Origin of the sequence: Bacillus tianshenii (genome assembly GCA_020524525.2) — a bacterium.
In the GTDB taxonomy this organism is placed as follows: domain Bacteria; phylum Bacillota; class Bacilli; order Bacillales; family Bacillaceae_N; genus Bacillus_AV.
The window spans coordinates 2,627,986-2,649,769 of the sequence record CP129018.1 but is presented as its reverse complement, the minus strand read 5'-3'; the positions used below and the strand labels follow the sequence as shown (position 1 = coordinate 2,649,769).

Annotated in this window: 20 protein-coding genes; 17 read left to right on the top strand and 3 right to left on the bottom strand. The window is 40.6% G+C overall.

Annotated elements, in window-relative coordinates:
* Positions 1-200 precede the first annotated feature (200 nt).
* The 7 genes from LC040_13450 to LC040_13420 all read left to right on the top strand — a co-directional run bounded on the left by LC040_13450 (position 201) and on the right by LC040_13420 (position 7,874).
* Positions 201-965: an enoyl-CoA hydratase-related protein gene (locus LC040_13450; GenBank protein WLR50272.1), complete on the top strand. Its 765-nt coding sequence runs from the start codon at positions 201-203 to the stop codon at positions 963-965.
* Positions 966-977: 12 nt separating this feature from the next.
* A complete protein-coding gene (locus tag LC040_13445) occupies positions 978-1,826 on the top strand; it encodes a 3-hydroxyacyl-CoA dehydrogenase NAD-binding domain-containing protein (GenBank protein WLR50271.1) in 849 nt (282 codons plus the stop codon).
* Positions 1,827-1,926: 100 nt separating this feature from the next.
* On the top strand, positions 1,927-3,489 hold the full coding sequence (locus LC040_13440; protein ID WLR50270.1) for a fatty acid--CoA ligase: 1,563 nt from the start codon (positions 1,927-1,929) through the stop codon (positions 3,487-3,489).
* A 15-nt stretch (positions 3,490-3,504) separates the two neighbouring features.
* Positions 3,505-4,653 carry an acyl-CoA dehydrogenase family protein gene (locus LC040_13435; GenBank protein WLR50269.1) on the top strand — a complete coding sequence of 383 codons (1,149 nt, stop codon included), beginning with the start codon at positions 3,505-3,507 and terminating at the stop codon, positions 4,651-4,653.
* A complete protein-coding gene (locus LC040_13430; protein ID WLR50268.1) occupies positions 4,650-5,363 on the top strand; it encodes an alpha/beta hydrolase in 714 nt (237 codons plus the stop codon). The genes LC040_13435 and LC040_13430 overlap by 4 nt, the downstream gene beginning before the upstream one ends.
* Positions 5,364-5,388: 25 nt before the next feature.
* Positions 5,389-6,774: a hypothetical protein gene (locus LC040_13425; GenBank protein WLR50267.1), complete on the top strand. Its 1,386-nt coding sequence runs from the start codon at positions 5,389-5,391 to the stop codon at positions 6,772-6,774.
* 158 nt (positions 6,775-6,932) lie between these two features.
* A complete protein-coding gene (locus tag LC040_13420; GenBank protein ID WLR50266.1) occupies positions 6,933-7,874 on the top strand; it encodes an MBL fold metallo-hydrolase in 942 nt (313 codons plus the stop codon).
* A 28-nt stretch (positions 7,875-7,902) separates the two neighbouring features.
* Here the strand turns inward: LC040_13420 and LC040_13415 are convergent, their stop codons facing one another.
* Positions 7,903-8,796, bottom strand: coding sequence for a hypothetical protein (locus tag LC040_13415; protein ID WLR50265.1), 894 nt, complete (start codon positions 8,794-8,796; stop codon positions 7,903-7,905).
* Between the two features lie 113 nt (positions 8,797-8,909).
* On the bottom strand, positions 8,910-9,224 hold the full coding sequence (locus LC040_13410) for a PepSY domain-containing protein (GenBank protein ID WLR50264.1): 315 nt from the start codon (positions 9,222-9,224) through the stop codon (positions 8,910-8,912).
* A 211-nt stretch (positions 9,225-9,435) separates the two neighbouring features.
* On the opposite strand from LC040_13410, the gene LC040_13405 reads away from it, so the two are divergent.
* Both LC040_13405 and LC040_13400 read left to right on the top strand, forming a co-directional pair.
* On the top strand, positions 9,436-10,509 hold the full coding sequence (locus LC040_13405) for a M42 family metallopeptidase (protein ID WLR50263.1): 1,074 nt from the start codon (positions 9,436-9,438) through the stop codon (positions 10,507-10,509).
* A gap of 69 nt (positions 10,510-10,578) precedes the next feature.
* Positions 10,579-11,106, top strand: a complete 528-nt coding sequence (locus LC040_13400) for a DUF84 family protein (protein WLR50262.1) — start codon at positions 10,579-10,581, stop codon at positions 11,104-11,106.
* A gap of 9 nt (positions 11,107-11,115) precedes the next feature.
* Here the strand turns inward: LC040_13400 and LC040_13395 are convergent, their stop codons facing one another.
* On the bottom strand, positions 11,116-11,562 hold the full coding sequence (locus LC040_13395) for a YtoQ family protein (GenBank protein ID WLR50261.1): 447 nt from the start codon (positions 11,560-11,562) through the stop codon (positions 11,116-11,118).
* Between the two features lie 200 nt (positions 11,563-11,762).
* Between LC040_13395 and LC040_13390 the strand changes: the two genes are divergently transcribed.
* From LC040_13390 to LC040_13355, 8 genes are all read left to right on the top strand, one after another.
* On the top strand, positions 11,763-12,320 hold the full coding sequence (locus LC040_13390) for a hypothetical protein (GenBank protein WLR50260.1): 558 nt from the start codon (positions 11,763-11,765) through the stop codon (positions 12,318-12,320).
* A gap of 148 nt (positions 12,321-12,468) precedes the next feature.
* Complete coding sequence (locus LC040_13385; protein ID WLR50259.1) at positions 12,469-13,476, top strand: PTS sugar transporter subunit IIC; 1,008 nt, start codon at positions 12,469-12,471, stop codon at positions 13,474-13,476.
* A 15-nt stretch (positions 13,477-13,491) separates the two neighbouring features.
* Entirely contained in the window at positions 13,492-13,803 is a 312-nt protein-coding gene (locus LC040_13380; GenBank protein WLR53292.1) for a thioredoxin family protein, read from the top strand.
* A 197-nt stretch (positions 13,804-14,000) separates the two neighbouring features.
* Positions 14,001-14,825 carry a DUF1444 domain-containing protein gene (locus LC040_13375; GenBank protein WLR50258.1) on the top strand — a complete coding sequence of 275 codons (825 nt, stop codon included), beginning with the start codon at positions 14,001-14,003 and terminating at the stop codon, positions 14,823-14,825.
* A gap of 1 nt (position 14,826) precedes the next feature.
* Positions 14,827-15,432: a DUF4479 domain-containing protein gene (locus LC040_13370; protein WLR50257.1), complete on the top strand. Its 606-nt coding sequence runs from the start codon at positions 14,827-14,829 to the stop codon at positions 15,430-15,432.
* 133 nt (positions 15,433-15,565) lie between these two features.
* On the top strand, positions 15,566-18,259 hold the full coding sequence (locus LC040_13365; GenBank protein ID WLR50256.1) for a DNA translocase FtsK: 2,694 nt from the start codon (positions 15,566-15,568) through the stop codon (positions 18,257-18,259).
* A gap of 270 nt (positions 18,260-18,529) precedes the next feature.
* Positions 18,530-19,576, top strand: a complete 1,047-nt coding sequence (locus LC040_13360; GenBank protein WLR50255.1) for a TAXI family TRAP transporter solute-binding subunit — start codon at positions 18,530-18,532, stop codon at positions 19,574-19,576.
* Between the two features lie 160 nt (positions 19,577-19,736).
* Positions 19,737-21,683, top strand: coding sequence for a TRAP transporter permease (locus tag LC040_13355; GenBank protein ID WLR50254.1), 1,947 nt, complete (start codon positions 19,737-19,739; stop codon positions 21,681-21,683).
* Positions 21,684-21,784 lie beyond the last annotated feature (101 nt).

The following is a 21,784-nucleotide window of genomic DNA, read 5'->3' as shown; positions in this document are numbered from 1 at the left end:
ATCAATAAGCCTAATCATTTAATCTTCTATGTTTCCTAAGTATACAGTTTTCCTTTTTAAATAAACAACTTTGTTTCTATTTCGAAACATAAGAAACATAGAAACAGTAGAAATCCCTTTCTCTTCAGTAAAAATTAGGTTGGCACGGAACTTGCAAATATAAAAGTAACAAACCTAAAAGCTTCAAAGGAGGAGAAAAAGTGGCAAAGGTAAACTACTCAACAGAAAATAAGATAGGATTTATCGAAATTGATTCCCCACCTGTAAATGCGTTAGACGCAGAGGTACTAGAGGAGCTCTCAAATATTTTAGATGGTATTTCAAATGAGATTGATGTGCTAGTTGTTTCTGGTGCTGGGGACAAAGCGTTTGTAGCTGGAGCAGATATTCGTGAATTTCCTCAGTTATCAAAAGAAAAAGGTGAAGAGATGTGCATAAGAGGCCAAGGTGTTTTCAACAAGCTTGAAGCATTACCTCAGCCTGTTATTGCTGCTATTGATGGGTTTGCATTAGGTGGTGGTTTAGAGTTAGCGCTTGCATGTGATTTCCGCATTGCAACTCCAAGCTCAAAGATCGGTTTACCGGAAGTGAAGCTAGGTATTATTCCAGGGTATGGCGGAACACAGCGTCTTGCACGACTTATTGGACCAGGGAAAGCAAAGCAGCTTATTTACTCAGGCGAATTCGTATCAGCTGAGCAAGCGGAAGGCATCGGTTTAGTAGAAGAAGTGACAGATGGTTCAGCTGTAGAAGCAGCAATCAACTGGGCAGAAAAAATTAAATGTAGAGGACCAATTGCAGTAGCGGCTGCAAAGCGTGCTATTAATGAAGGCCTTCAAACAACACTACAAGAAGGATTAGCACTTGAGGCACAGCTATTTGGAGACATTTGCGAAACGAAAGATAAAGTTGAAGGTGTAACAGCATTTTTAGAAAAAAGAGAACCAAAATTTGTGAAGCTATAGGGGGAAAATAGGATGGTCAAAAAAGTAGGGATAATCGGTTTTGGCACGATGGGTTCAGGTATTACACAAGCAAGCTTAGAGGCTGGATACGAGGTCGTCGCAGTTGAACAAAAGTCTGAATATTTCGAACGGGGTTTGAAGCAAATCCAGAAGAACTGGAACCGTTCAATTGAAAAACAGCGTATGTCAGAAGCTCAGAAGCAGGAATGTGAAAGCCGTCTTACGACAACAACTGACTGGAATGCTCTTGGCGAAGTAGATTATATCGTTGAGGCGGTTAGTGAGAACCTTGAATTGAAGAAGGAGCTATTTCGAAAGCTAGATTCCATTGTGAAAGATGAAGCGATTGTTGTAAGCAATACATCTGGTTTAAGTATTACGGAAATGGGAAGCGTCATGAAAGATTCTTCAAGGGTTATGGGCTGTCACTTCTTCAACCCTGTTCCAGTGATGAAGCTGGTCGAACTTATTCGCGGTTATGACACAAGTGAGGAAACATACCGTGTATCGAAAGAGTTTATCGAGTCACTAGGCAAAGAACCAATCGATGTAAAGGAAGCCCCGTTGTTTGCAGTAAACCGCATCTTAGTTCCGATGATTAATGAAGCGGTCTTCGTATTACAGGAAGGTACTGCAAGTGCTGAAGATATTGATAAAGGAATGAAGCTTGGTGCAAATCACCCAATCGGCCCGCTCGCCCTTGCTGACTTAATTGGTTTGGATACATTGTTGTTTGTTCAGGACTCTCTCTATGAAGAAACACAAGATTCAAAGTACCGTGCAGCACCATTACTTCGGAAGCTTGTTCGAGCAGGACACCTTGGTCGAAAAACAGGTCAAGGCTTCTACTCTTATTCATAAGACTGTGTTACAAGGCCCGCGCTACTGCGAAAAGTGCGAGTCTACAATGGAAATGAATCCTCATGTTTAACAGAGCCATCCATAAAAAGGAGGAATCGACATGTACCTAACTGTTGGAGGTTTAATTGAATGGTCGGCCGAAAATTATCCTGATAAGCTTGCGCTCGTATATGAAAGTAAACAACAAAGATGGTCCTATCAGCAATTAAATGCGAAGGTGAATCAGTTTGCCGCCGCACTACAAAAGCTTGGTGTCAAAAAAGGGGATGTCGTTTCTACATTTTTATATAACACAAGTGAGTTTGTAATTGCATTATTTGCTTCAGCAAAGATCGGTGCAATCTTTAACCCGATTAATTATCGTCTAACTTCACTGGAGCTGCAGTTTATCGTAAATGATGCCCAGTCCAAAGTGTTGCTATATGAGCATGCGTTAGCTTCTACAGTTGAAAAAGCAATGGAGCGCGGTATGAATGCTGAACATTTCGTTGATGTAGATGGTGGAGATGAGGAGCATACACATGACTTCTACGCTCTGCTTAATGAACAGGAGGACAGCTATGAATTTGTAGAAGTCACAGAGGATGACCGCTACATTATGATGTACACAAGCGGGACAACTGGCCGTCCGAAGGGTGTCCTTCATCGTCATCGCGATATGGTTCATCACAATTTCCTAATGATTCAATGCATGGGGCTGACAAAAGATGATGTTGGTCTCTCGGCTGCTCCGCTTAATCATACAGCAGAGCTCCATACTTCATTTCTACCGAGAGTTCAAGTCGGAGCAACGAACATTCTGCACCATGTGTTTAAACCGAAAGAAGTTTTAGAAACGATTGAAAAAGAGCAAGTCACTCACATATTTGCTGCACCGACAATGGTAAATATGCTTCTCAATGATGAACAATTTGATCAATACGACCTTTCTTCGTTAAGGCTGTTAGGCTATGGAGGCGCGTCGATGGCACCTGTACTTATACGTCAATTCCAAGAAAGAGCAGGTGCAGACCTTGTCCAAATGTATGGAACGACTGAAATGGGGCCAGTGATGACAGTTCTCTATGCAGATGAACAGTTAGCGAAAGCAGGTTCTGCTGGAAAAGCGATGATGACTCACCAAGTACGTATTGTAAAGCCGAACTTAAATGGCGGTCCTTCACATCCCGAAGATATCTGTGCTGTTGGAGAGGTTGGAGAAATTCTTGTAAAAGGACCGTGCGTCATGGAAGGTTACTATAATCGCCCTGAAGCTACGGCTGATGCGCTCGCACACGGCTGGTATCACACTGGTGACATGGGCTCTTATGATGAAGAAGGATATATTTGGATTCGAGATCGAATGAAGCATATGATTGTCTCAGGTGCCGAAAATATTTACCCTCGCGAAGTAGAAGACAATTTACTGGAACACCCAGATGTACTTGAAGCAGCGGTAATCGGGCAGCCTGATGCTACTTGGGGGCAGGTCGTTGTCGGCTGTGTCGTCCTAAAAGAAGGTAGCACACTTACAGAAGAAGAACTGGATGACTTTTTGAAAAATGGCGACAGTCTTGCAAAATATAAGCGACCCCGTAAATATCTCTTCTTAGAAAGCTTGCCAAAGACGCCGAGTGGAAAGATTCAAAAGTTTGTCCTAGAGAAGAATCTTCAAAATGTGTAGATGAGGGGGAGGAACATGTATTTTGAATTGCCGCAAGAATACAAAGAAATAAAGGACAGTATCCACCGTTTAGCCCAAGAGAAAATTAAACCGCGGGCGATTGAAATTGATGAAGCAGAGGAATATCCGATGGATGTGAAGAATTTACTTGCCGATTATGGTTATCTTGGTGCCAATATGCCAGAAGAGTATGGCGGCTCAGGGCTTGACTTATTAAGCTTCTGTATTATTGTGGAAGAAATTGCGCGCGCATGTGCTTCATCCTCTCAAGTAGCCGTCGTTCAGGAGCTGGGCACATTACCATTGATGATTGGTGGAAGTGACGACTTGAAGGCACGTTACTTGCCCGACATTGCTTCAGGTCGAAAGATTGCTGCCTACGCCTTAACAGAACCAAATGCAGGTTCGGATGTACAAAGCTTAAAGACAACAGCCGTTCGTGAAGGGGATGCTTACCTTTTAAATGGGCAAAAGATGTTTATTTCAAACGGTGGCGTTGCAAATGTGTACACGGTTTTTGCGAAAACAGAAAAAGGTATTACCACCTTTCTTGTAGATGCTGATTCTCCAGGACTTGAAGTCGGCAAGCTTGAAAAGAAAATGGGGATTAAAGGTTCACCAACTGCACAGCTTTATTTTGAAAATTGTCGCGTACCAGCTGAGAACATGATTGGTGAAGAAGGGCAAGGGTGGCTTCTTGCAATGAAGACATTTGATAAATCACGTCCTTCAGTTGGAGCTCAAGCGTTAGGGATTGCTCAAGGTGCATTAGATGCGTGCTTAGAGTATGTACAGGAAAGAGAACAGTTTGGCAAACCACTTTCCTCATTCCAGGCTGTACAGTTTATGCTTGCTGACATGGCAACGCAAATTGAAGCAGCTAGATGTCTTGTCTATAGAGCGGCTTCGAAAGTGAATGAATTAAGTTCAACAGGAAAGAATCCAGAGCTTGTAACTGCTTCCTCAATGGCCAAAATGTATGCTTCGGATGTCGCCATGAAAGTAACAACAGATGCAGTTCAATTGTTAGGCGGATATGGATACGTACAAGAGTACTCTGTTGAAAGAATGATGCGTGATGCGAAGATCACTCAAATATATGAAGGAACGAACCAAATTCAACGCATTGTCATTGCCAAAAATGTATTAGGGGGAAAACGATGAAACAGTCATTAACACTTTATTTTATTCATGGTGCAGGTGGAACGGGCAGTAAGTGGCGCAGAGTTGAAGGATATCTTGGTGAGCTACGCTATAAAATTCTTACGCTGCCAGGACATGATGAGGATAACAGACCGATGTCGTCTACAATTGAAGAGTTTGCTAGTGTTTGTAGTTCAGAAATTGATGAGGATGGGATTGTCATTGGGCATTCAATGGGCGGTTTAATCGGGATCGAATTAGCGGCGATAAATGAGAAAGTGAAGGGGCTTGTCCTTGCTAATAGTCACTATGAATTGCCTGTGCATCCCAAAATCTTAGAGCAGCTTGAAGCTGGGGTATTTCCTGATAACTTCTTTTATGCATCCTATGCTAAAGATGCGGATCAACAATTACTGCATGAAGAGAAAGCTGAGCTTCATAAAAACGCTATGTCTGTTAACGTAAATGATTTTGAATGCTGTGCAAAATATCGAGAAGGAAAAACAGCACTGGAGCAGTTGAACATTCCTGTGTTAGCCATCTTTTCAACTGAAGATAAGCTTGTCCCGCCTAATGCAAAAGAACAATTGCTGTCTGTTAAGCCTGATTTACAAACTGAAACAATCGAGGGTGCAGGTCATTATGCGATTTTGGAGAAGAGTAGCGAATTTACTGATGCTGTATTGAAATTTAAAGCTTCAATTCAAGAACAGCACGAAGCTGCTTTGTAAATAAATTATTAGGGGAGGGTAACGTATGGCATTTTACTTTGGAAAACGAAGAGAAGAGGGAGCGGAACACCATTCCGCTCTTGGACCACTTAAGCTGAGGTTGCCGTTCGTACATTATGGAATTGAATTTCCAGATTGGATTCAAGGTGCGATTCTCTGTGTTGTGCCAATGGGTGTATCAGCCATTATGATGGATGTGCTAGGCATTCCATTTGAGCTCGCAATTGCGTTTATTATTATTAACAATTTTCTCTATTTACTTCATACATCGTTTGGAGACCCATCAATTGTTGGTTGGATTACAGCTGGGATTCCACTGTATGTAGGGTTTTTGACAGGATTTCCTGAAGGGCAGGCAAGAATTGAAGCACTCATTGCCTTGCAAATTATGGTTGCGTTGATTTTCTTACTGATGGGGTTATTTAAAGGAGCAGAAAAGCTTGTCCATAAGATTCCAATCTCCTTAAAAGCAGGGATATTGCTTGGTGCAGGCTTTGCGGCTATTTTTGGTGAATTTGCAGAAGGTGGCCGTGTATGGTCAATGCCTGTAACGATTTTACTAGGTGCCGCGTTTGGATTCTTTATGATGTTTTCAAAAACAGCTGCACCTCTTCGTGAACGCTATGGTTTCTTCCGTTATATTGCCCAGTTTGGGATAGCCATTCCATTTGCCCTCTCATATGTAATAGGTATTACAATTGGAGAGGTACAGATGCCTGAATTATCTTGGAGTTTTGTGCCGATACCATTTACAGAAATCGTTTCCTCTTATAGTATCTTTGCTGTAGGTGTCCCCTCTTTCGACATGTTTATGAAAGCGTTTCCATTAGCTATTGCTGCTTATATTATTGCCTTCGGAGATGTACTCGTTGCTAATTCCCTCTTAAAAAGTGCCGATGAAGTACGCAAAGATGAGAAGCTTACGTTCAGCCCGACAAGAAATAGTATCATTGTGTCAATCCGCAACTTCTTAGAAGCCATTTTTATGCCATTTCTTCCGCTATCAGGGCCGCAATGGACTGGCGGGCAAGCGCTTGTCTTAAATCGTTACATGAACAATAAGCGCGAACAAGTTGACAGCTATTGGGGCGGTGCGACAGGTCTTTACTGGGGAATGAGCATTGCGCTTATGCTTGGACCGATCGTTACGTTATTTAAGCCAGGTGTTAATATTGGGATGGCATTGACGATGCTGATTCAAGGATATTTATGCGGCTACCTCGGAATTGATTTGTTAAAAGAAGAAGGAAATTTGCAAAAAGGTGTAGCGATTATTGTTGGAGCTGTGCTGGCAACAAAAGGTGCAGCATGGGGACTAGGTGTTGGACTTGTCCTTTGGCTTATTCTTGAACGCAATTGGGTTAAGCCAACCTCAGCTCAACAAGCAGTTGAGAACAAGGAAGTTAGTTAAATTGTTTGATAGGCGTGCCTCTCCCCCTTGGGGCATGCCTTTTTTTAATTGTTTTGCTTAGATTAAGAGAAAAGCTGATAAATGTTTATGGAAAAGCAGGAAAAACCCGAAACATCCTGTATACAAGTAAATAGGATAGATACAAAGGGAGAATTGTTATGTTTGAAAAATTAGCTGTACAACCGGTGCGTGTTGATTTGCCGTTTCGCCTCAATCATGTCAATTGTTTTATCGGATTTGGGGAAAGCGGTATAAAAATTATGGATACTGGGCTCCATAACGAAACAGCCATGAAGATATGGGCGCCTGGGATTGAAAAACACTTGGTAGAGGAAATTATTGTGACCCACTACCATCCCGATCATTATGGATATGTGGGAAAGCTGCAAGAGTTAACAGGCGCCGACGTCGTAATGACTGAAATAGACGAACGCTCAGCTCATTACTCGTGGGATCAGGAGCATATAGATGCTCTTCCTGATAAATACTATACCTGCGATATTCCAAAGGAGCTTGCTGAACAAATGCATAGCAATACAGTGGATTTCGTACCACTTGTAACGCCACATGCAACTGTGAATCGCTTTTTAGAAGAAGGGGAGAAAATTGTATTCGGGGCGCATGAGTATGAAGTAATCTTTACACCAGGACATTCTGATGGACTTGTTTCATTTTTTAATGAAGAAAACAGTGTGTTGTTTTCGACGGATCATATTTTGCCGAAAATAACCCCGAATATTTCCTATTGGTTTCATGGCGATCCGAACCCTCTTAAGACGTATTTTCAAAGCTTGGAAAAAGTTAAGAAATTAGATGCTACATATGTTATTCCTTCTCACGGAAAGCCGTTTGAAGGTGCAAATCAGCGAATTATAGAAATTGTTGAGCATCATGAAGAACGATTAGAAAAGTTGCTACATGTATTGGAAGGCTCACAAACAGTTTATAATCTTTGCTTAAAACTATTTGGTGAACAGTTAAATGTTCATGAAATGCGATTTGCAATTGGTGAAACGGTCGCACACCTTGAATACCTCGTCGAACAAGGCGCATGTGAAGTAGAGATGAGCGGCGGGAAATGGTATTATCGAAGAAAATAGCGGCAACCCTAAGGGGAGCCGCTATTTTTTATAGTTCGATTACGTTTGGATATTCGTCAACTTGTACATTCACTTCAAACCGGCTCATGCCGACTGTCATTCTGCCTTCGTCCATCGTTGTTAAGTTTGCCATATGTACAAAGCTTGGAACTTGGTCATCCGGATAAATGAGCACATTATGCTTAAGAAGTTGAACGCGTTCCCAGTCTGTTAGAGAGAACGGAATACCTTCTGCCCGCTCTTCATAATCACAAGCCTTTTGCACTAGTGGTGTTTGGCCAGGCTTTTTCAAATGTTGATAAGGATTTGAAAAGATTGTTGTTTGGAAGATTCCTGCACTGCGGAAGCGGTTAAGTACACGTCTAACAGCTTCTTGTGCTCCGTTTCCAAAATTCCCTGGTACAACACATATGTCTGCTTGTAAGTCTTGCACCTTTTCAACCCCAGCCATTAGCGTGTAAACATCAGAACAAATGACAAAGAGGGCTGTTTTCACTTCCCCATTAATCTGAAGCTGCACCTTATTTAAATAGTTGTAGTCCCCTACATTCATCTTTGGGAATTTCTCGTCATATTGCTTGCGCTCGAAGGACTGTGGTGTAATTTTTGCCTGCGGTGTATGAACCTTGCCGTCTTTTGTGATGATAACGAGTGTGTTGTAGTTCTGGTTGTCTTCCATGTGTGGCAAGTCAACCGGCACAATGTTTAATGTAGTGATGATACTAACCTTTTTAGCAACCGCTGTTTCTTTTAATTGCTGTAGTGCAATTTCTGCTTGCTCTTGTGTATAAGCTACATATTCAGGTAATACAGCAATACCGTTCTCAGGTACGTTGTTCAATTCTTCAAGGCTGTTGCGCAGTACAGAAGCTTCACTGCCCATCGGATATGAAAGTACATACCAAGGATGTTTGTTTTCCATTTATATTCCCCCCTGTGTATTCCAACAGTTTCATTTTAACAAATAAATGTGACTATTTTGACAATTTTTTATAAAAAAAGGGTGAACAACAGTTGTTATTCACCCGCGTACTATTATGAAGGGTTTGCATATACATCGATAATGGTGCCTGATTTTGCGTCAACAAGGAACTCAAACTGCTTTAATTCGCCGTGCAGAGAACTAGAGATTCCACCGCGATAGACATTGTAGGTCATATCGAATTTCGAGACTTGCTCTGGTTCCATATGTACCCATGCACCATCTACTGGTCCTTTTTCTTTAAAAGCATCTTTCGCATATTTCAAGGCTTTTTCTGGAGAAATAAATTGTTCATCAAGTTTTTTTGCAACCATTAATGCAGAAGCAAAACCGATACTTGCACCAACTAAAAAATTTCTGAATTTCATTCAAATTCCTCCCATACCAAAGGTTTTTGGAGTCAACTTGTTTTTTAAAAAGCTGCTTATCTTTTCATTATAGTACACAATAAACAGAATTACATGAATTTTGATTCTGAATTGAAAGTGGAAACAACTTGTAACGTTCTGTACAATAGTTATTGTAGAAAATAAATTTAATTCATACATACAAATCCTTATGAATGAGAGGTTGTGAAGAATGAATAACGAGACATTACAGCTTTTTCAAACATTGACTGAATTACAAGGAGCACCAGGCTTTGAACATGATATGCGAAAATTTATGAAGGGGGAGCTTGAAAAGGTTTCTGATGAAATCATTCAAGACCGTCTTGGCAGCGTTTTCGGTGTGAAAAAAGGTGATGAAAACGGACCGCGTGTTATGGTTGCAGGTCATATGGATGAAGTTGGCTTTATGGTAACAAAGATTACGGATAATGGTATGATTCGTTTTCAAACACTTGGAGGCTGGTGGAGTCAAGTTATGCTGGCTCAGCGCGTTCAAATTATGACAGATAACGGTCCGATTGTTGGGGTAATTGCGTCAACACCTCCTCATCTATTATCAGAAGCACAGCGAAAAAAGCCGATGCAAATTAAAAATATGATGATTGATATTGGGGCAGATGACCGTGAAGATGCCGAAAGGATTGGCATCATGCCTGGTCAACAAATTGTTCCGATTTGTCCGTTTACACCGATGGCAAATGAGAAGAAAATAATGGCGAAAGCGTGGGATAACCGCTACGGCTGTGGTTTAGCCATTGAGTTATTAAAAGAATTAAAAGGTGAAAGCCTTCCAAATATGCTTTATTCAGGAGCAACAGTTCAAGAAGAGGTTGGCTTACGTGGTGCTCAAACTGCAGCAAATATGATTAAGCCAGATATTTTTTATGCCCTTGATGCGAGTCCTGCAAATGATGCTTCAGGTAATAAGACCGAGTTTGGGCAGCTAGGTAAAGGGGCATTGTTGCGCATTCTAGACCGGTCGATGGTTACTCATCGTGGCATCCGTGAATTTATTTTGGATACAGCGGAAAGTGAAGAGATTCCATATCAATACTTTGTTTCTCAAGGCGGCACCGATGCTGGACGTGTCCACCTTACAAATAGCGGCGTACCATCCGCTGTTATTGGAATTTGCTCTCGCTACATTCATACAGCTGCTTCCATTATTCATGTAGATGATTACGCAGCAGCGAAAGAGCTGCTTGTAAAATTAGTGAAGAAGACAGATAAAACAACAATTGAGACGATTCGTCAAAATAGCTAAGCTCAACGAAGAAGCTGTCGCAAAAGCGGCAGCTTTCTTCTACTTAAGGTGAAAATTGGAGGATTAGTGATGAAAATTGCAATTGGTTCTGAGAATCGGACAAAAGTTCATGCGGTTGAAACCGTTTTTTCAAATGAAGATATGGTCGTTACAACGGTAAATGTCCCATCTGATGTGGCAGAGCAACCAATGTCTGATGGAGAGACCTTACAAGGTGCGAAGAATCGTGCTCGTCATGCCTTGGAAAAAGGTAAGGCTGATGTTGGGATTGGTCTTGAAGGAGGCGTTATTGATACAAACGAAGGAATGTATCTTTGCAATTGGGGAGCATTAGTCGACCAGAGTGGAATTATTGTTGCTGCAGGCGGGGCAAGAATCATGCTTCCTGAAGAAGTAGCTGAGGGCGTGCGTGCTGGGAAGGAATTAGCACAAGTAATGGATGCTTACACAAAGTTACATGATGTCCGTTCGAAGCAAGGGGCTGTCGGGATTTTTACAGATGGTTACATTGACCGTAGTGAGATGTTCATCCATGTTGTAAAATTACTTGCTGGGCAGTATTCGTATCAGTTAAAAACAAAAGGACTCCGCAAGTAGCGGAAGTCCTTAAGCTGTTTCAAATATATAAGATAAAACTTTCAATGCTTGGTCAGTTGTTTCAACCGTTACATTTGCTTTATTAGAGAGTTCCTTAAGGGGATGGTGAAGAGCTTGTGGACGGACAATAATAAGTGGCTTATTCATTGTTAGGGCAGCGCTAGCGTCCATCGCCGTATTCCACTGTTTATATTGTTCTCCAAATAAAGCGATCACTGCATCAGATTTATTCAAAAGAACTTCTGTACGGAAGTTATTAATATCAGAAGCAGCGTCATCCTTAATAATAGAATTTGGCTGTTTGCCAAGAATCTCTTCTCCAATATTATCGGAACGGTCATGATTTTCCATCGGTCCGACAAAGTGAATTGGTAGTTGCATGTCTTTTGCTTTTTGTTTAATTTCGTTTCGCCAATCATCGTGAATTTGGCCTGCTAGATAGACAATTAGTTCCATTTTTTCTCCTCCTGCTTGCTTAATGGAAGTAAGAACCTCCATACTTTTTTCAGATGTTCCTCACATGTTTTACCCTGGCTGGCAATTTTTTAAACATTATTAAAAAATTGATTAAGCAAATTCGTCTGTATGTCTTGTCAAATATTCTGACGAATGTAATATAGAAGATAGAAGTTTTGGCAAAACAGGAGGACTTTAAGGTGAAACGTTTCTATAAATATGCCATCTTATTTATGACTGTCGTACTGTTAGCTGCATGCTCTGCTTCAGAGGAAGAGGCACTCACAGAAACAGAAACGGCTGTTCAAGAAGTATTGAAAGCGGATACTCTTGCAAGAAACAAGGAGAAAGACGCATTTGAGTATTATATGCCTATCGAATTTTCGATTGTTGAACAAGACGACTATAATATTGTTTTTTCGAAGGGGAAAACTAACATTATTCTTTTTGTAAACCCGAATGAAAACGCAAAGAGTGATAACCTCTATAAAGAAGCAGCCGAAGACCGTAATGTCATTCTCGACAAAACGTGGGAGGAAGGCGAGCAATTAGCATATTTAATTGTTGATTCGCTAAAAGAGGAGAAATATGAATTAGTAGTAGGGGTAGGCGGCGTGAAACTTACCGCTGAAACAACTGCTTCTGATATGGTGGCTGATGCTAAGCTGATGATGCAGGTTGCTGAGTCTGTTGTCATTAAGGATCAACCATCTGAACAAAACAATCCAACTGAAAGTAAAACTGAATCGAACGCTTAAAAAGGAGTCTAACGTTAGACTCCTTTTTTCTATGTTGTATGTGTAAACTCCACCTGTCTTTACATATGTCAAAAAAGACACTAAACTAATTGTGTTAGAAATAGGAGAATATATGACAGAGGAATGAGATGTAGGAGGAGAGCAGGAAATGAAGGGCTTTTTGCAAAGGAAAGGTGTCACGCTATCAGCAAAAGATTATTTTGTGAAGGCATTAAGTTTTATGGCACTTGGTTTGTTTTCATCATTAATTATCGGCTTAATTATTAAAACAATCGGTGAGCAATTGCATTTCCCATTTTTTGTAGATATGGGTAAATTCGCAATGGGGATGATGGGTCCTGCTATCGGAGGTGCTGTTGCTTACGGTTTGAATGCACCACCACTTGTAATCTTTGCCTCTATTATTACAGGGGGAGCAGGTGCAGAGCTTGGCGGTCCTGCTGGAAGCTATGCAGCTGCACTTCTTTCTAGTGAATTTGGAAAGATCGTTAGTAAGGAAACGAAAATTGATATTATTGTCACGCCATTTGTCACAATTGCAGTTGGTTTTATAGCTGCAGCATTAATTGGTCCGAGTATTGCAAAGTTTATGGAAGCGTTTGGTGCTTGGATTATGTGGGCGACAGAACTACGGCCATTTCTAATGGGGATTATTGTAGCTGTTTTGATGGGATGGGCGTTGACCGCACCGATTTCTAGTGTGGCAATTGCGCTGATGCTTGATTTGAATGGTCTTGCAGCAGGTGCCGCTACAGTAGGGTGTGCTGCGCAAATGATTGGCTTTGCGGTTAGCAGTTATCGTGAGAATGGGTTTGGTGGATTCGTGGCGCAAGGAATTGGGACATCAATGCTTCAAGTGCCAAATATTGTACGTAATCCAATTATCCTTATACCACCAACAGTTGCAGGTGCAATATTAGCTCCTTTTGCTACGGTTTGGTTTGATATGGTAAACAATGCTTCTGGAGCTGGTATGGGAACAAGTGGGGTTGTTGGACAGATTATGACATTTACAGTAATGGGTTTTTCAATGGATGTTCTTTTCAAGGTTCTCACATTGCACATCATTGGTCCGGCATTGATAAGTTTGGTATTATCAGAATTAATGAGGAAAGCAGGCCTTATTAAATTTGGAGATATGAAGATTGATTATTAATGTGGAGGATTGATGATGAAAACAATTCAATCAAAAGAAATGTTTACACAAGCCCAGAATGATGGAAAGGCGATCTTTCTTTTCTCAGCAGATTGGTGTCCAGATTGTCGTGTTATTGAACCGATCTTGCCAGAAATTGAAGAAAAATATAATAGCTTTACGTTCTACTATGTAGACCGTGATGACCATATTGACCTTTGTGCGGAGATGGACATCTTCGGTATTCCAAGCTTTGTGGCATTTGAGAATGGGAAAGAGCTTGGACGTTTTGTAAGCAAAGACCGCAAGACACAAGAGCAAATCGAACAGTTTATTGAAAGTCTTTAACAAAAAGCAGCTCCCTAGGGGCTGCTTTATGTTTGAAATATAATGAATCATTTCGATTTTTCAACAGAACGTGATAAACTAATACAAGTGTAAAAAAGAAGCCCAAAATTAAACACAAAGATACATTGTGTTTACGTCATCACACTCTTCTACTCATATAAAAAGTCGTTACGAATAAAAGAAAGGAGGACATTAGAATGAAAATGGATACAAAGAAAATGAAAAAAGAACTTGAGAAACGCTTGGAGCGCCCCGAGTGGGTATTAAGCTTTGACCGGGAAAAGGATGAACTTCGAATTGAAGTAGAGAAGACGAAACAAGGAATTTCAATCTCTCTTCCGGGCATTGTCGCTAAATGGGAAGAAAGAAAAGAAGCAGCGATTGACGATGTTGTCTACCATATTGAAGAAGCACTGCAAGTAATGAGCGAAGAACAGCAGCTTCATGGTAGTGAAAAGCATGTTTTTCCAGTCATTCGTTCAACATCTTTTCCAACAGAATCGAAAGATGGAAAAGCACTTATCTATGATGAGCATACTGCGGAAACAAGGATTTATTATGCCTTAGATCTTGGAAAAAGCTATCGTTTGATTGATGAGCCATTTGCAAAGAAAGAAGGTTTAGACCCTGAACGATTGCGAGAAATTGCTCGTTTTAATGCCCGCTCATTAGATGCAGAATTTAAAAGTGATGAAGTGGCTGGGAATACCTTTTACTTCTTAAATTCAAATGATGGATATGATGCAAGCCGTATTTTAAACGAAACGTTGCTTGAAAAGATGGCCGCTCAAACTCAAGGAGAGATGGCAGTAGCTGTTCCGCATGCAGATGTGCTCATTATCGCTGATGTTCGTAATGAAACAGGCTATGATATTCTTGCACAGATGGCTATGAAGTTCTTTGCTGAAGGACGTGTGCCAATAACCGCCCTTTCGTTTATTTATGAAAATAAAGAGTTAGAACCAATCTTCATATTGGCGAAAAACAAGCCAAAGGATAAAAAGAAAAAAGGGGAAGAATAAGATGAACGCATTTTACAATAAAAAAGGTATTGGTGATACATTAATTCTTGTATTAAATGAACTACCACGTGCTGAAAGAGAAGTCGAAGTAAAAGGCAATGTAGCGCGTATTTTTAGTACAGAAAATGGCAAAACAGCTGGCTATAATTTCTTCAATATTTCTGAAGAAATGTCGCTTGATGCTAATGGTGTTGTAGAGTTGAATGAGGAAATTGTAAATCAGTTAAACAACTTAATTGAGAAAAGCGGCTTTGAACAAAAGCTTGATGCGGACTTTTCACCAAAGTTTGTCGTCGGCTATGTTGAAGAGAAAGAAAAACATCCAAATGCCGATAAGCTTAGCGTTTGTACAGTCAATTTAGGTGAAGAAACGGTACAAATTGTATGCGGTGCGCCAAATGTTGATGCCGGCCAAAAGGTTGTTGTCGCAAAAGTAGGTGCAGTTATGCCATCTGGAATGGTTATTAAAGAAGCTCAACTTCGCGGGATGGATTCTTTTGGAATGATTTGCTCGGCGAAAGAACTAGATTTACCGAATGCACCTAAGGAAAAGGGAATACTTGTCTTAGAAAATAATTATAAAGTTGGACAACCGTTTGATTTTTAAGCCACTAGACATTTGTTCTAGTGGTCTTTTTCACTTATGTACGAAACTTTTCTTTTCTTGTTAAAATAAACACAAGGGCATTTAACTTAAAAAACGAATTAAAATAGAAAAGAAAAGAAAGAGGAGTTGGAGGATGAGCAATTGGTTTAAACGTTTGTTTAATACTTTAAAAGAAGAAGGGGAAGCAAAAAAACAACAATCTGTCCCAAAACAGCAGGCTACTGAAAAGCCTTCTTTAGAAAAAGGTAATATGGAAGCGAAAGTTGCTTATCAATATCCACAAGGGAATTTTCGTTTCCCTGTCATCCCAGATAGTGAATTGAGTGAATCAAATAAAAAGCAGCAAACGTCTTCAGAAAAACGGAAACAGCTTGAGCTTGAACGTGAGCGGCGCAGACGTCGCACAGAAATGATGTATGAGCAGCAAGCAGATGATGAAGTTTATGAAGAGTACGTAAAACCGAAGCGTGAGCCAAAACCGAAAACAGCGAAGCCTGAAATTGCGCAAAAGAAATTTAAACGTACAGAAGTACCCTCTCCAATTCATGGCTATAAAAAGCCAAGGCCAAAGCAAGAGGAAGTGGAGCTCGTTTTTAACCAGTCGACTTCTGAAGGGAAACGAGAGGAACAAACTGACCTATCACTTAATGAAAATGCTTCATCACCTGAAGCTGATCACCAACCCGAAGTTGAAGATGTTGTAGAAAAGAATGAAAATGCCGAAGAGCACACTGCTGAAACAAATGAACAAGAACAAGTGGAGACAGAAGTGACCTCTACTGTTGAAGAAGATGCTTCACAAGAGGGAGAAGATGAAACTACTGATACTGACCTAAAGGTTGAATCAGGTGAGCAGGCTAAAGGTGAACAAGAAGCCGCGCCAACACTATTCTTTGAACCAGAGCAAATTGTTGAACGGGAAAATGAAAGCGACCTTGCAGTTGAACAAGAACAGCAAATTGAAACGCAGACCTCTTCCTTACAATTTGTTGAAGATGAAGATGATGAAGATGATAAAGAGATCGAACAAGTAGCTGAAGAGACAAGCGATACATCTAAAGATACGGAAGTTGAAGAACAAGATATTTCAGCTAAACAACTCAATCAAGATATTGAAGAAGAGCAAGAAAAGACGCTTGAACAAACAGAGCCGGCCCCTTTATTAAATGAGAAAGCTGAGCAGTCTGAACACGAAGAAGCTGAAAAAACATCACAACAGCCGACTCAAAACAAAGACCCGAAAGTAAAAGAGGAAAAAAAAGAGCGACCGAACGAACAATCCAAGAAAACAAGTGTCGTACCATTTAACGTATTAATGAGTAAAAAAGATCGTCAGCGCTGGCAACAGCGTGAAACTGCTTCAGCAGCAGAACAAAATGAAACGCAGTCACCATCTGGTTATACGAAGCCACAAATGACACTACTTGATATACCAGAGCAAACATTTGAACATAATGATGAGTGGCTGGAAGAGCAACGAGAGCTATTAAACCTGACATTAAAGAACTTTAATGTTAGAGCAAAAGTTGTGAATGTGACATGCGGTCCAGCTGTTACACGATTTGAAGTTCAGCCAGAACCAGGTGTGAAAGTAAGCAAAATCACAAACTTAGCGGATGATATTAAGCTTAGCTTAGCAGCGCGTGATATTCGAATGGAAGCACCGATCCCTGGTAAGAATGCGATCGGTATTGAAGTACCAAACCAAAAAAGTTCGCCTGTATTTATACGGGAAGTATTACGAAGCCCAGCATTTCAGTTGAGTGATTCACCACTTACGGCTGTTCTTGGGCTGGATATTGCTGGTGAACCGATGGTGACAGATATTCGTAAAATGCCGCATGGTCTTATTGCTGGTGCGACAGGATCGGGTAAGAGTGTCTGTATTAACTCTATCCTGTTAAGCTTGCTGTATAAGGCAGCACCAGATGAAGTGAAGCTGTTACTCATTGACCCGAAAATGGTTGAATTAGCTCCATACAATAATGTTCCACACCTTGTGAGCCCTGTTATTACAGACGTAAAGGCTGCGACAGCTGCATTGAAGTGGGCTGTTGATGAAATGGAACGTCGCTACAAGCTGTTTCATCATGAAGGGGTTAGAGATATTCATCGTTTTAACCAAAAAGTCGTCAATGAACAGCAAAAAGGTGAAAAGATGCCATATCTTGTGATTATCATTGATGAGCTTGCAGACTTGATGATGATGTCTCCACAGGATGTCGAAGAAGCTGTTTGCCGTATAGCCCAGAAAGCTCGAGCTTGTGGCATTCATCTTCTACTTGCAACGCAGCGTCCATCTGTTGATGTTATTACTGGACTTATTAAGGCAAACATTCCAACACGTGTTGCTTTTTCAGTTTCTTCACAAGTTGATTCAAGGACAATTCTTGATACGAGTGGGGCTGAGAAGCTGTTAGGAAAGGGTGATATGCTGTTCCTCGGAAATGGTTCTGCTAAGTCGGTTCGTATTCAAGGGACGTTTGTTTCAGACGATGAAATTGACCGTGTTGTCCAGCATGCAAAAAAACAAATGAAGCCGACATATTTATTTGAGCAAGAGGAATTAATTAAACAAAGCACTGTGGCAGATGGAGAGGACGAATTATTCGGAGAAGCTTGTGAATTTGTTGTAGAACAAAATGGCGCTTCAGCTTCTAGTTTACAGCGTCGCTTTCATATCGGTTATAACAGAGCAGCACGTTTAGTGGAACTAATGGAAGCGCGTGGGATTGTCTCAGAGCAAAAGGGAAGTAAGCCGCGAGACATTCTTATTTCAAAAGACCAAATGACCGAATTATTACCTGATGAAAAAACAACAATATAGACTAGGAAAGAGGTTGATTAGAGTCAACCTCTTTTTTTTTGCTTAAAATTATAGCCATTAAATATTAGTGTCGTATAACAAGATAATTGACGGTTGTTTAAAAATTTGTTTTAATATAAGAGGACATATTGTTCTTTAATTAAAAATTTATTTATGAAAAGTTATTTTTCGGCTTTTTACTGAGTAATAAGCATTAGCTAAAAAGTTTGTATCCATTGTTATTTTGCAATGGTTCATTTTATGTAAAAAAAAAGAAAAGGGGGAATTGCCATGAAAAAGAATTGGCTATTAGCGCTTGTTCTGTTGTTTGCCATGTCAATGGTTCTTGCAGCATGTGGCGGTGGCGGAAATGAAGCTGAAAATGCTGGTTCTGAAGGTGATTCAGAAAATCAAGGTTCTGAACAAGCAGAAGGTGGAGAAGGTAATTACATTACTGACCTTCAATTAGGTACAGGAAGTACAGGTGGAACATACTTCCCGCTTGGGCAAGAGATTGCTACAGTTTTGAATAATAATGTAGAGGCTGAAGGTTTCAATGTAAGCGCTGTATCAACTGGGGCTTCAAATGATAACTTAGCACGTATTATGCGTGAAGACCTTCAACTAGGTATGACGGTTCACATCCCTGCTAAAAATGCAGTAGATGGTGAAGGAGAATTTGACGGTGTACCTGTAGAAAACGTTGGATTTATGGGTCATATTTATCCAGAGGTTATGCAAGTTGTAACACTTGGTTCTACTGGAATTGAATCAATTGCTGACCTGAAAGGTAAGAAAGTTGCGATTGGACCACCAGGAAGTGGAACTCAAGCAGCTGCTAAGAAAATCCTTGAAGCTTATGGATTGAAAGAAGGCGACTACAAAGCATTTGAAGAAGGCTTTGGTGACGCGAAAAACAAACTTCAAGATGGTCAAGTTGATGCAACATTTGGTTTCTTGGGATTACCGGCATCTTCAATTGATGAATTACAAGCACAAACAAAAGATGTAAAATATCTTCCTATCGAAGGCGATGCGCTAGCAACACTTGAAGAAACAACAGGGTATGAAGGATATGAAATCGCTGCAGATACATTTGAATGGTTAGATGCACCAGTGAATACAATTACAGCGTATGCAATCATGGTTGGTTCTACTTCACAAATTAGTGAAGAGCTTGGCTACCAAATCACGAAGGCAATGTTCGAAAATGCTGATAGTATTTCTCATGCTCAAGGTGCACATATTACAAAAGAAAATGCTCTTAAAGGTTCTAAAGGGCTTCCAATGCACCCAGGAGCTAAAAAGTATTTCGAAGAAGCAGGCATTTCAGAATAATAACCACTATGGGCCGGACACCACGTCCGGCTTTTTATCCGCAAAAGGATAAATTTCCACGAAAAAGTAGGATCAATCCTGCTTTTTCGTGGAAATTCTACTCCGTAGAACAGCAATTCATTATAGTTGAAAATTCATAATTTATAATGGTGGTGATGAAATGGGAGAGAAACAAAATCAAACAACACATGAGGAAATATTAGCAAAGTATGACAAAGAGCATTCTTATCGAACTGACCTTGGCATCATGGGTTGGATTGTTGTCATTGTCGGTGTTGCTCTTACAATCTTTCATTTGTTTACAGCTTTTAGAGGGGTTTATCCTTCACAAATCCAAGGTCCTATTCATCTTGGAACAGGCTTAGCTCTTATTTACATTCTATACCCAGCGAAAGCCGAATGGGCGCGTAGGCCAGGTGTCCCGTTCTATGACATTATTCTTGCAATTGCTGCATTAGCAACAAACTATTACATTGTCTTTAACTATGAGCGAATTGTGAATAAAGCGATTATTCTCGGTTATAACGATGTAGATATGTTTGTAGCCACTGCTGGAATTATTCTATTACTTGAAGCAACAAGACGTGCAGTTGGACTCCCGATTGTTATTATTGCAGGAGCAGCGCTTGCATATGGATTGTGGGGAAAAGGCATTCCACTGTTTGGTCATGCAGGCTTCAGTTGGGAAAATTTAAGTACAGAAATGTTCTTTAAAACAAATGCTATTTTCGGTATTCCGATTCAGATTTCATCGCAATATATTTATTTGTTCTTATTCTTCGGGGTTATGCTTATTAAAACAGATATCGGACGCTTCTTTAATGACTTGGCATTTGCTTTAACAGGTCGTTTTACAGGTGGTACAGCAAAGGCTGCGGTATCTGCTAGTGCGCTTCAAGGGATGGTAACAGGAAGTTCTGTTGCAAACACAGTAGGCTCTGGTTCTTTCACGATCCCAATGATGAAACGGGCCAAGTTCCGTCCTGAATTTGCTGCAGCAGCTGAAGCATCTGCTTCAACAGGTGGGCAAATTATGCCACCTATCATGGGCGCAGCTGCTTTCATCATGGCTGAGTATACAGGTGTCCCTTATAGCGAGATTATTATTATTGCTATTATTCCTGCTGTATTGTATTTTTCCGGCGTGTTTATGGGAACGCACTTTGAAGCGAAGAAACATGGAATTTTAGGTGTTCCAAAAGCTGAACTTCCTAAGATGTCTCATTTGATTAAACGTATGGACTTGTTATTACCGCTTATTGCAATTGTTGGCTTGCTACTTTCTGGTAGAACGGCTACATATGCTGCTCTTTGGGGAATTGGTACAGCTTATCTTGTAAGCTTATTCCGCAAAGATACGCGAATGTCGTTGAAAGAAACAATTAATGCATTAGCAGAAGGTGCTCGTACGGCCCTTCCGGTTATCGCAGCTTGTGCGACAGCAGGTATTGTTGTAGGGATTGTCGTGCTAACAGGATTAGGTGGTAAGATTGCAGGCGGTATTGTTGAATTAGCAAATGGTCAATTTTTCTTAATTTTGTTCTTCACCATGATTGCATGTATTATTCTTGGAATGGGTCTTCCGACAACTGCCAACTATGTTGTAACAGCTTCAATGGCAGCACCTGCTATATTAGGGGCGTTTCCTGATATCCCAGTTATCGCTGTACACATGTTTGTATTTTACTTTGGAATTGTCGCAGACATTACGCCGCCAGTTTGCTTGGCCGCCTATGCGGGGGCAGGTATTGCCGGAGCTAATCCACTAAAGTCCGGGGTGAATGCATTTAAGCTTGCCATTGCCGCATTCATTATTCCTTACGTATTCGTATCGAGCCCAGTCTTACTATTACAAAACGATGCGAGCTTTATGAATGTAACGCCAGTACTTGTCACAGCCTTACTTGGTATGGCAGCGATTAGTGCATCAATGATGGGTTACTTCCATAAGAGAGCAAGTGTCATTGAGCGTACGGTTTTATTTGCATCAGGTATCTTACTTGTTTACCCAGAGCTTATGATTTCAATGATTGGCCTAGTCATTTTAGTACTTGTGTATGGCTATCAACGCTTTATGAAAAAAGAACAGGGTACTTTAGTTGCTTAAAGAAACTGTCGATATCCAAATAACAATGAGCTGTGTGATACACAGCTTTTTGTTTTAATTTTTGCGCTTTTCTGCGCCTTTACTTCTTATAGCAGAACGTA

Coding starts and splice junctions, on each gene's coding strand:
- LC040_13370 (WLR50257.1), top strand. CDS start 14,827: ATGAACGCATTTTACAATAAAAAAGGTATTGGTGATACATTAATTCTT.
- LC040_13405 (WLR50263.1), top strand. CDS start 9,436: ATGAATAACGAGACATTACAGCTTTTTCAAACATTGACTGAATTACAA.
- LC040_13420 (WLR50266.1), top strand. CDS start 6,933: ATGTTTGAAAAATTAGCTGTACAACCGGTGCGTGTTGATTTGCCGTTT.
- LC040_13440 (WLR50270.1), top strand. CDS start 1,927: ATGTACCTAACTGTTGGAGGTTTAATTGAATGGTCGGCCGAAAATTAT.
- LC040_13445 (WLR50271.1), top strand. CDS start 978: ATGGTCAAAAAAGTAGGGATAATCGGTTTTGGCACGATGGGTTCAGGT.
- LC040_13430 (WLR50268.1), top strand. CDS start 4,650: ATGAAACAGTCATTAACACTTTATTTTATTCATGGTGCAGGTGGAACG.
- LC040_13410 (WLR50264.1), bottom strand. CDS start 9,224: ATGAAATTCAGAAATTTTTTAGTTGGTGCAAGTATCGGTTTTGCTTCT.
- LC040_13425 (WLR50267.1), top strand. CDS start 5,389: ATGGCATTTTACTTTGGAAAACGAAGAGAAGAGGGAGCGGAACACCAT.
- LC040_13415 (WLR50265.1), bottom strand. CDS start 8,796: ATGGAAAACAAACATCCTTGGTATGTACTTTCATATCCGATGGGCAGT.
- LC040_13375 (WLR50258.1), top strand. CDS start 14,001: ATGAAAATGGATACAAAGAAAATGAAAAAAGAACTTGAGAAACGCTTG.
- LC040_13400 (WLR50262.1), top strand. CDS start 10,579: ATGAAAATTGCAATTGGTTCTGAGAATCGGACAAAAGTTCATGCGGTT.
- LC040_13380 (WLR53292.1), top strand. CDS start 13,492: ATGAAAACAATTCAATCAAAAGAAATGTTTACACAAGCCCAGAATGAT.
- LC040_13435 (WLR50269.1), top strand. CDS start 3,505: ATGTATTTTGAATTGCCGCAAGAATACAAAGAAATAAAGGACAGTATC.
- LC040_13395 (WLR50261.1), bottom strand. CDS start 11,562: ATGGAACTAATTGTCTATCTAGCAGGCCAAATTCACGATGATTGGCGA.
- LC040_13385 (WLR50259.1), top strand. CDS start 12,469: ATGAAGGGCTTTTTGCAAAGGAAAGGTGTCACGCTATCAGCAAAAGAT.
- LC040_13355 (WLR50254.1), top strand. CDS start 19,737: ATGGGAGAGAAACAAAATCAAACAACACATGAGGAAATATTAGCAAAG.
- LC040_13360 (WLR50255.1), top strand. CDS start 18,530: ATGAAAAAGAATTGGCTATTAGCGCTTGTTCTGTTGTTTGCCATGTCA.
- LC040_13365 (WLR50256.1), top strand. CDS start 15,566: ATGAGCAATTGGTTTAAACGTTTGTTTAATACTTTAAAAGAAGAAGGG.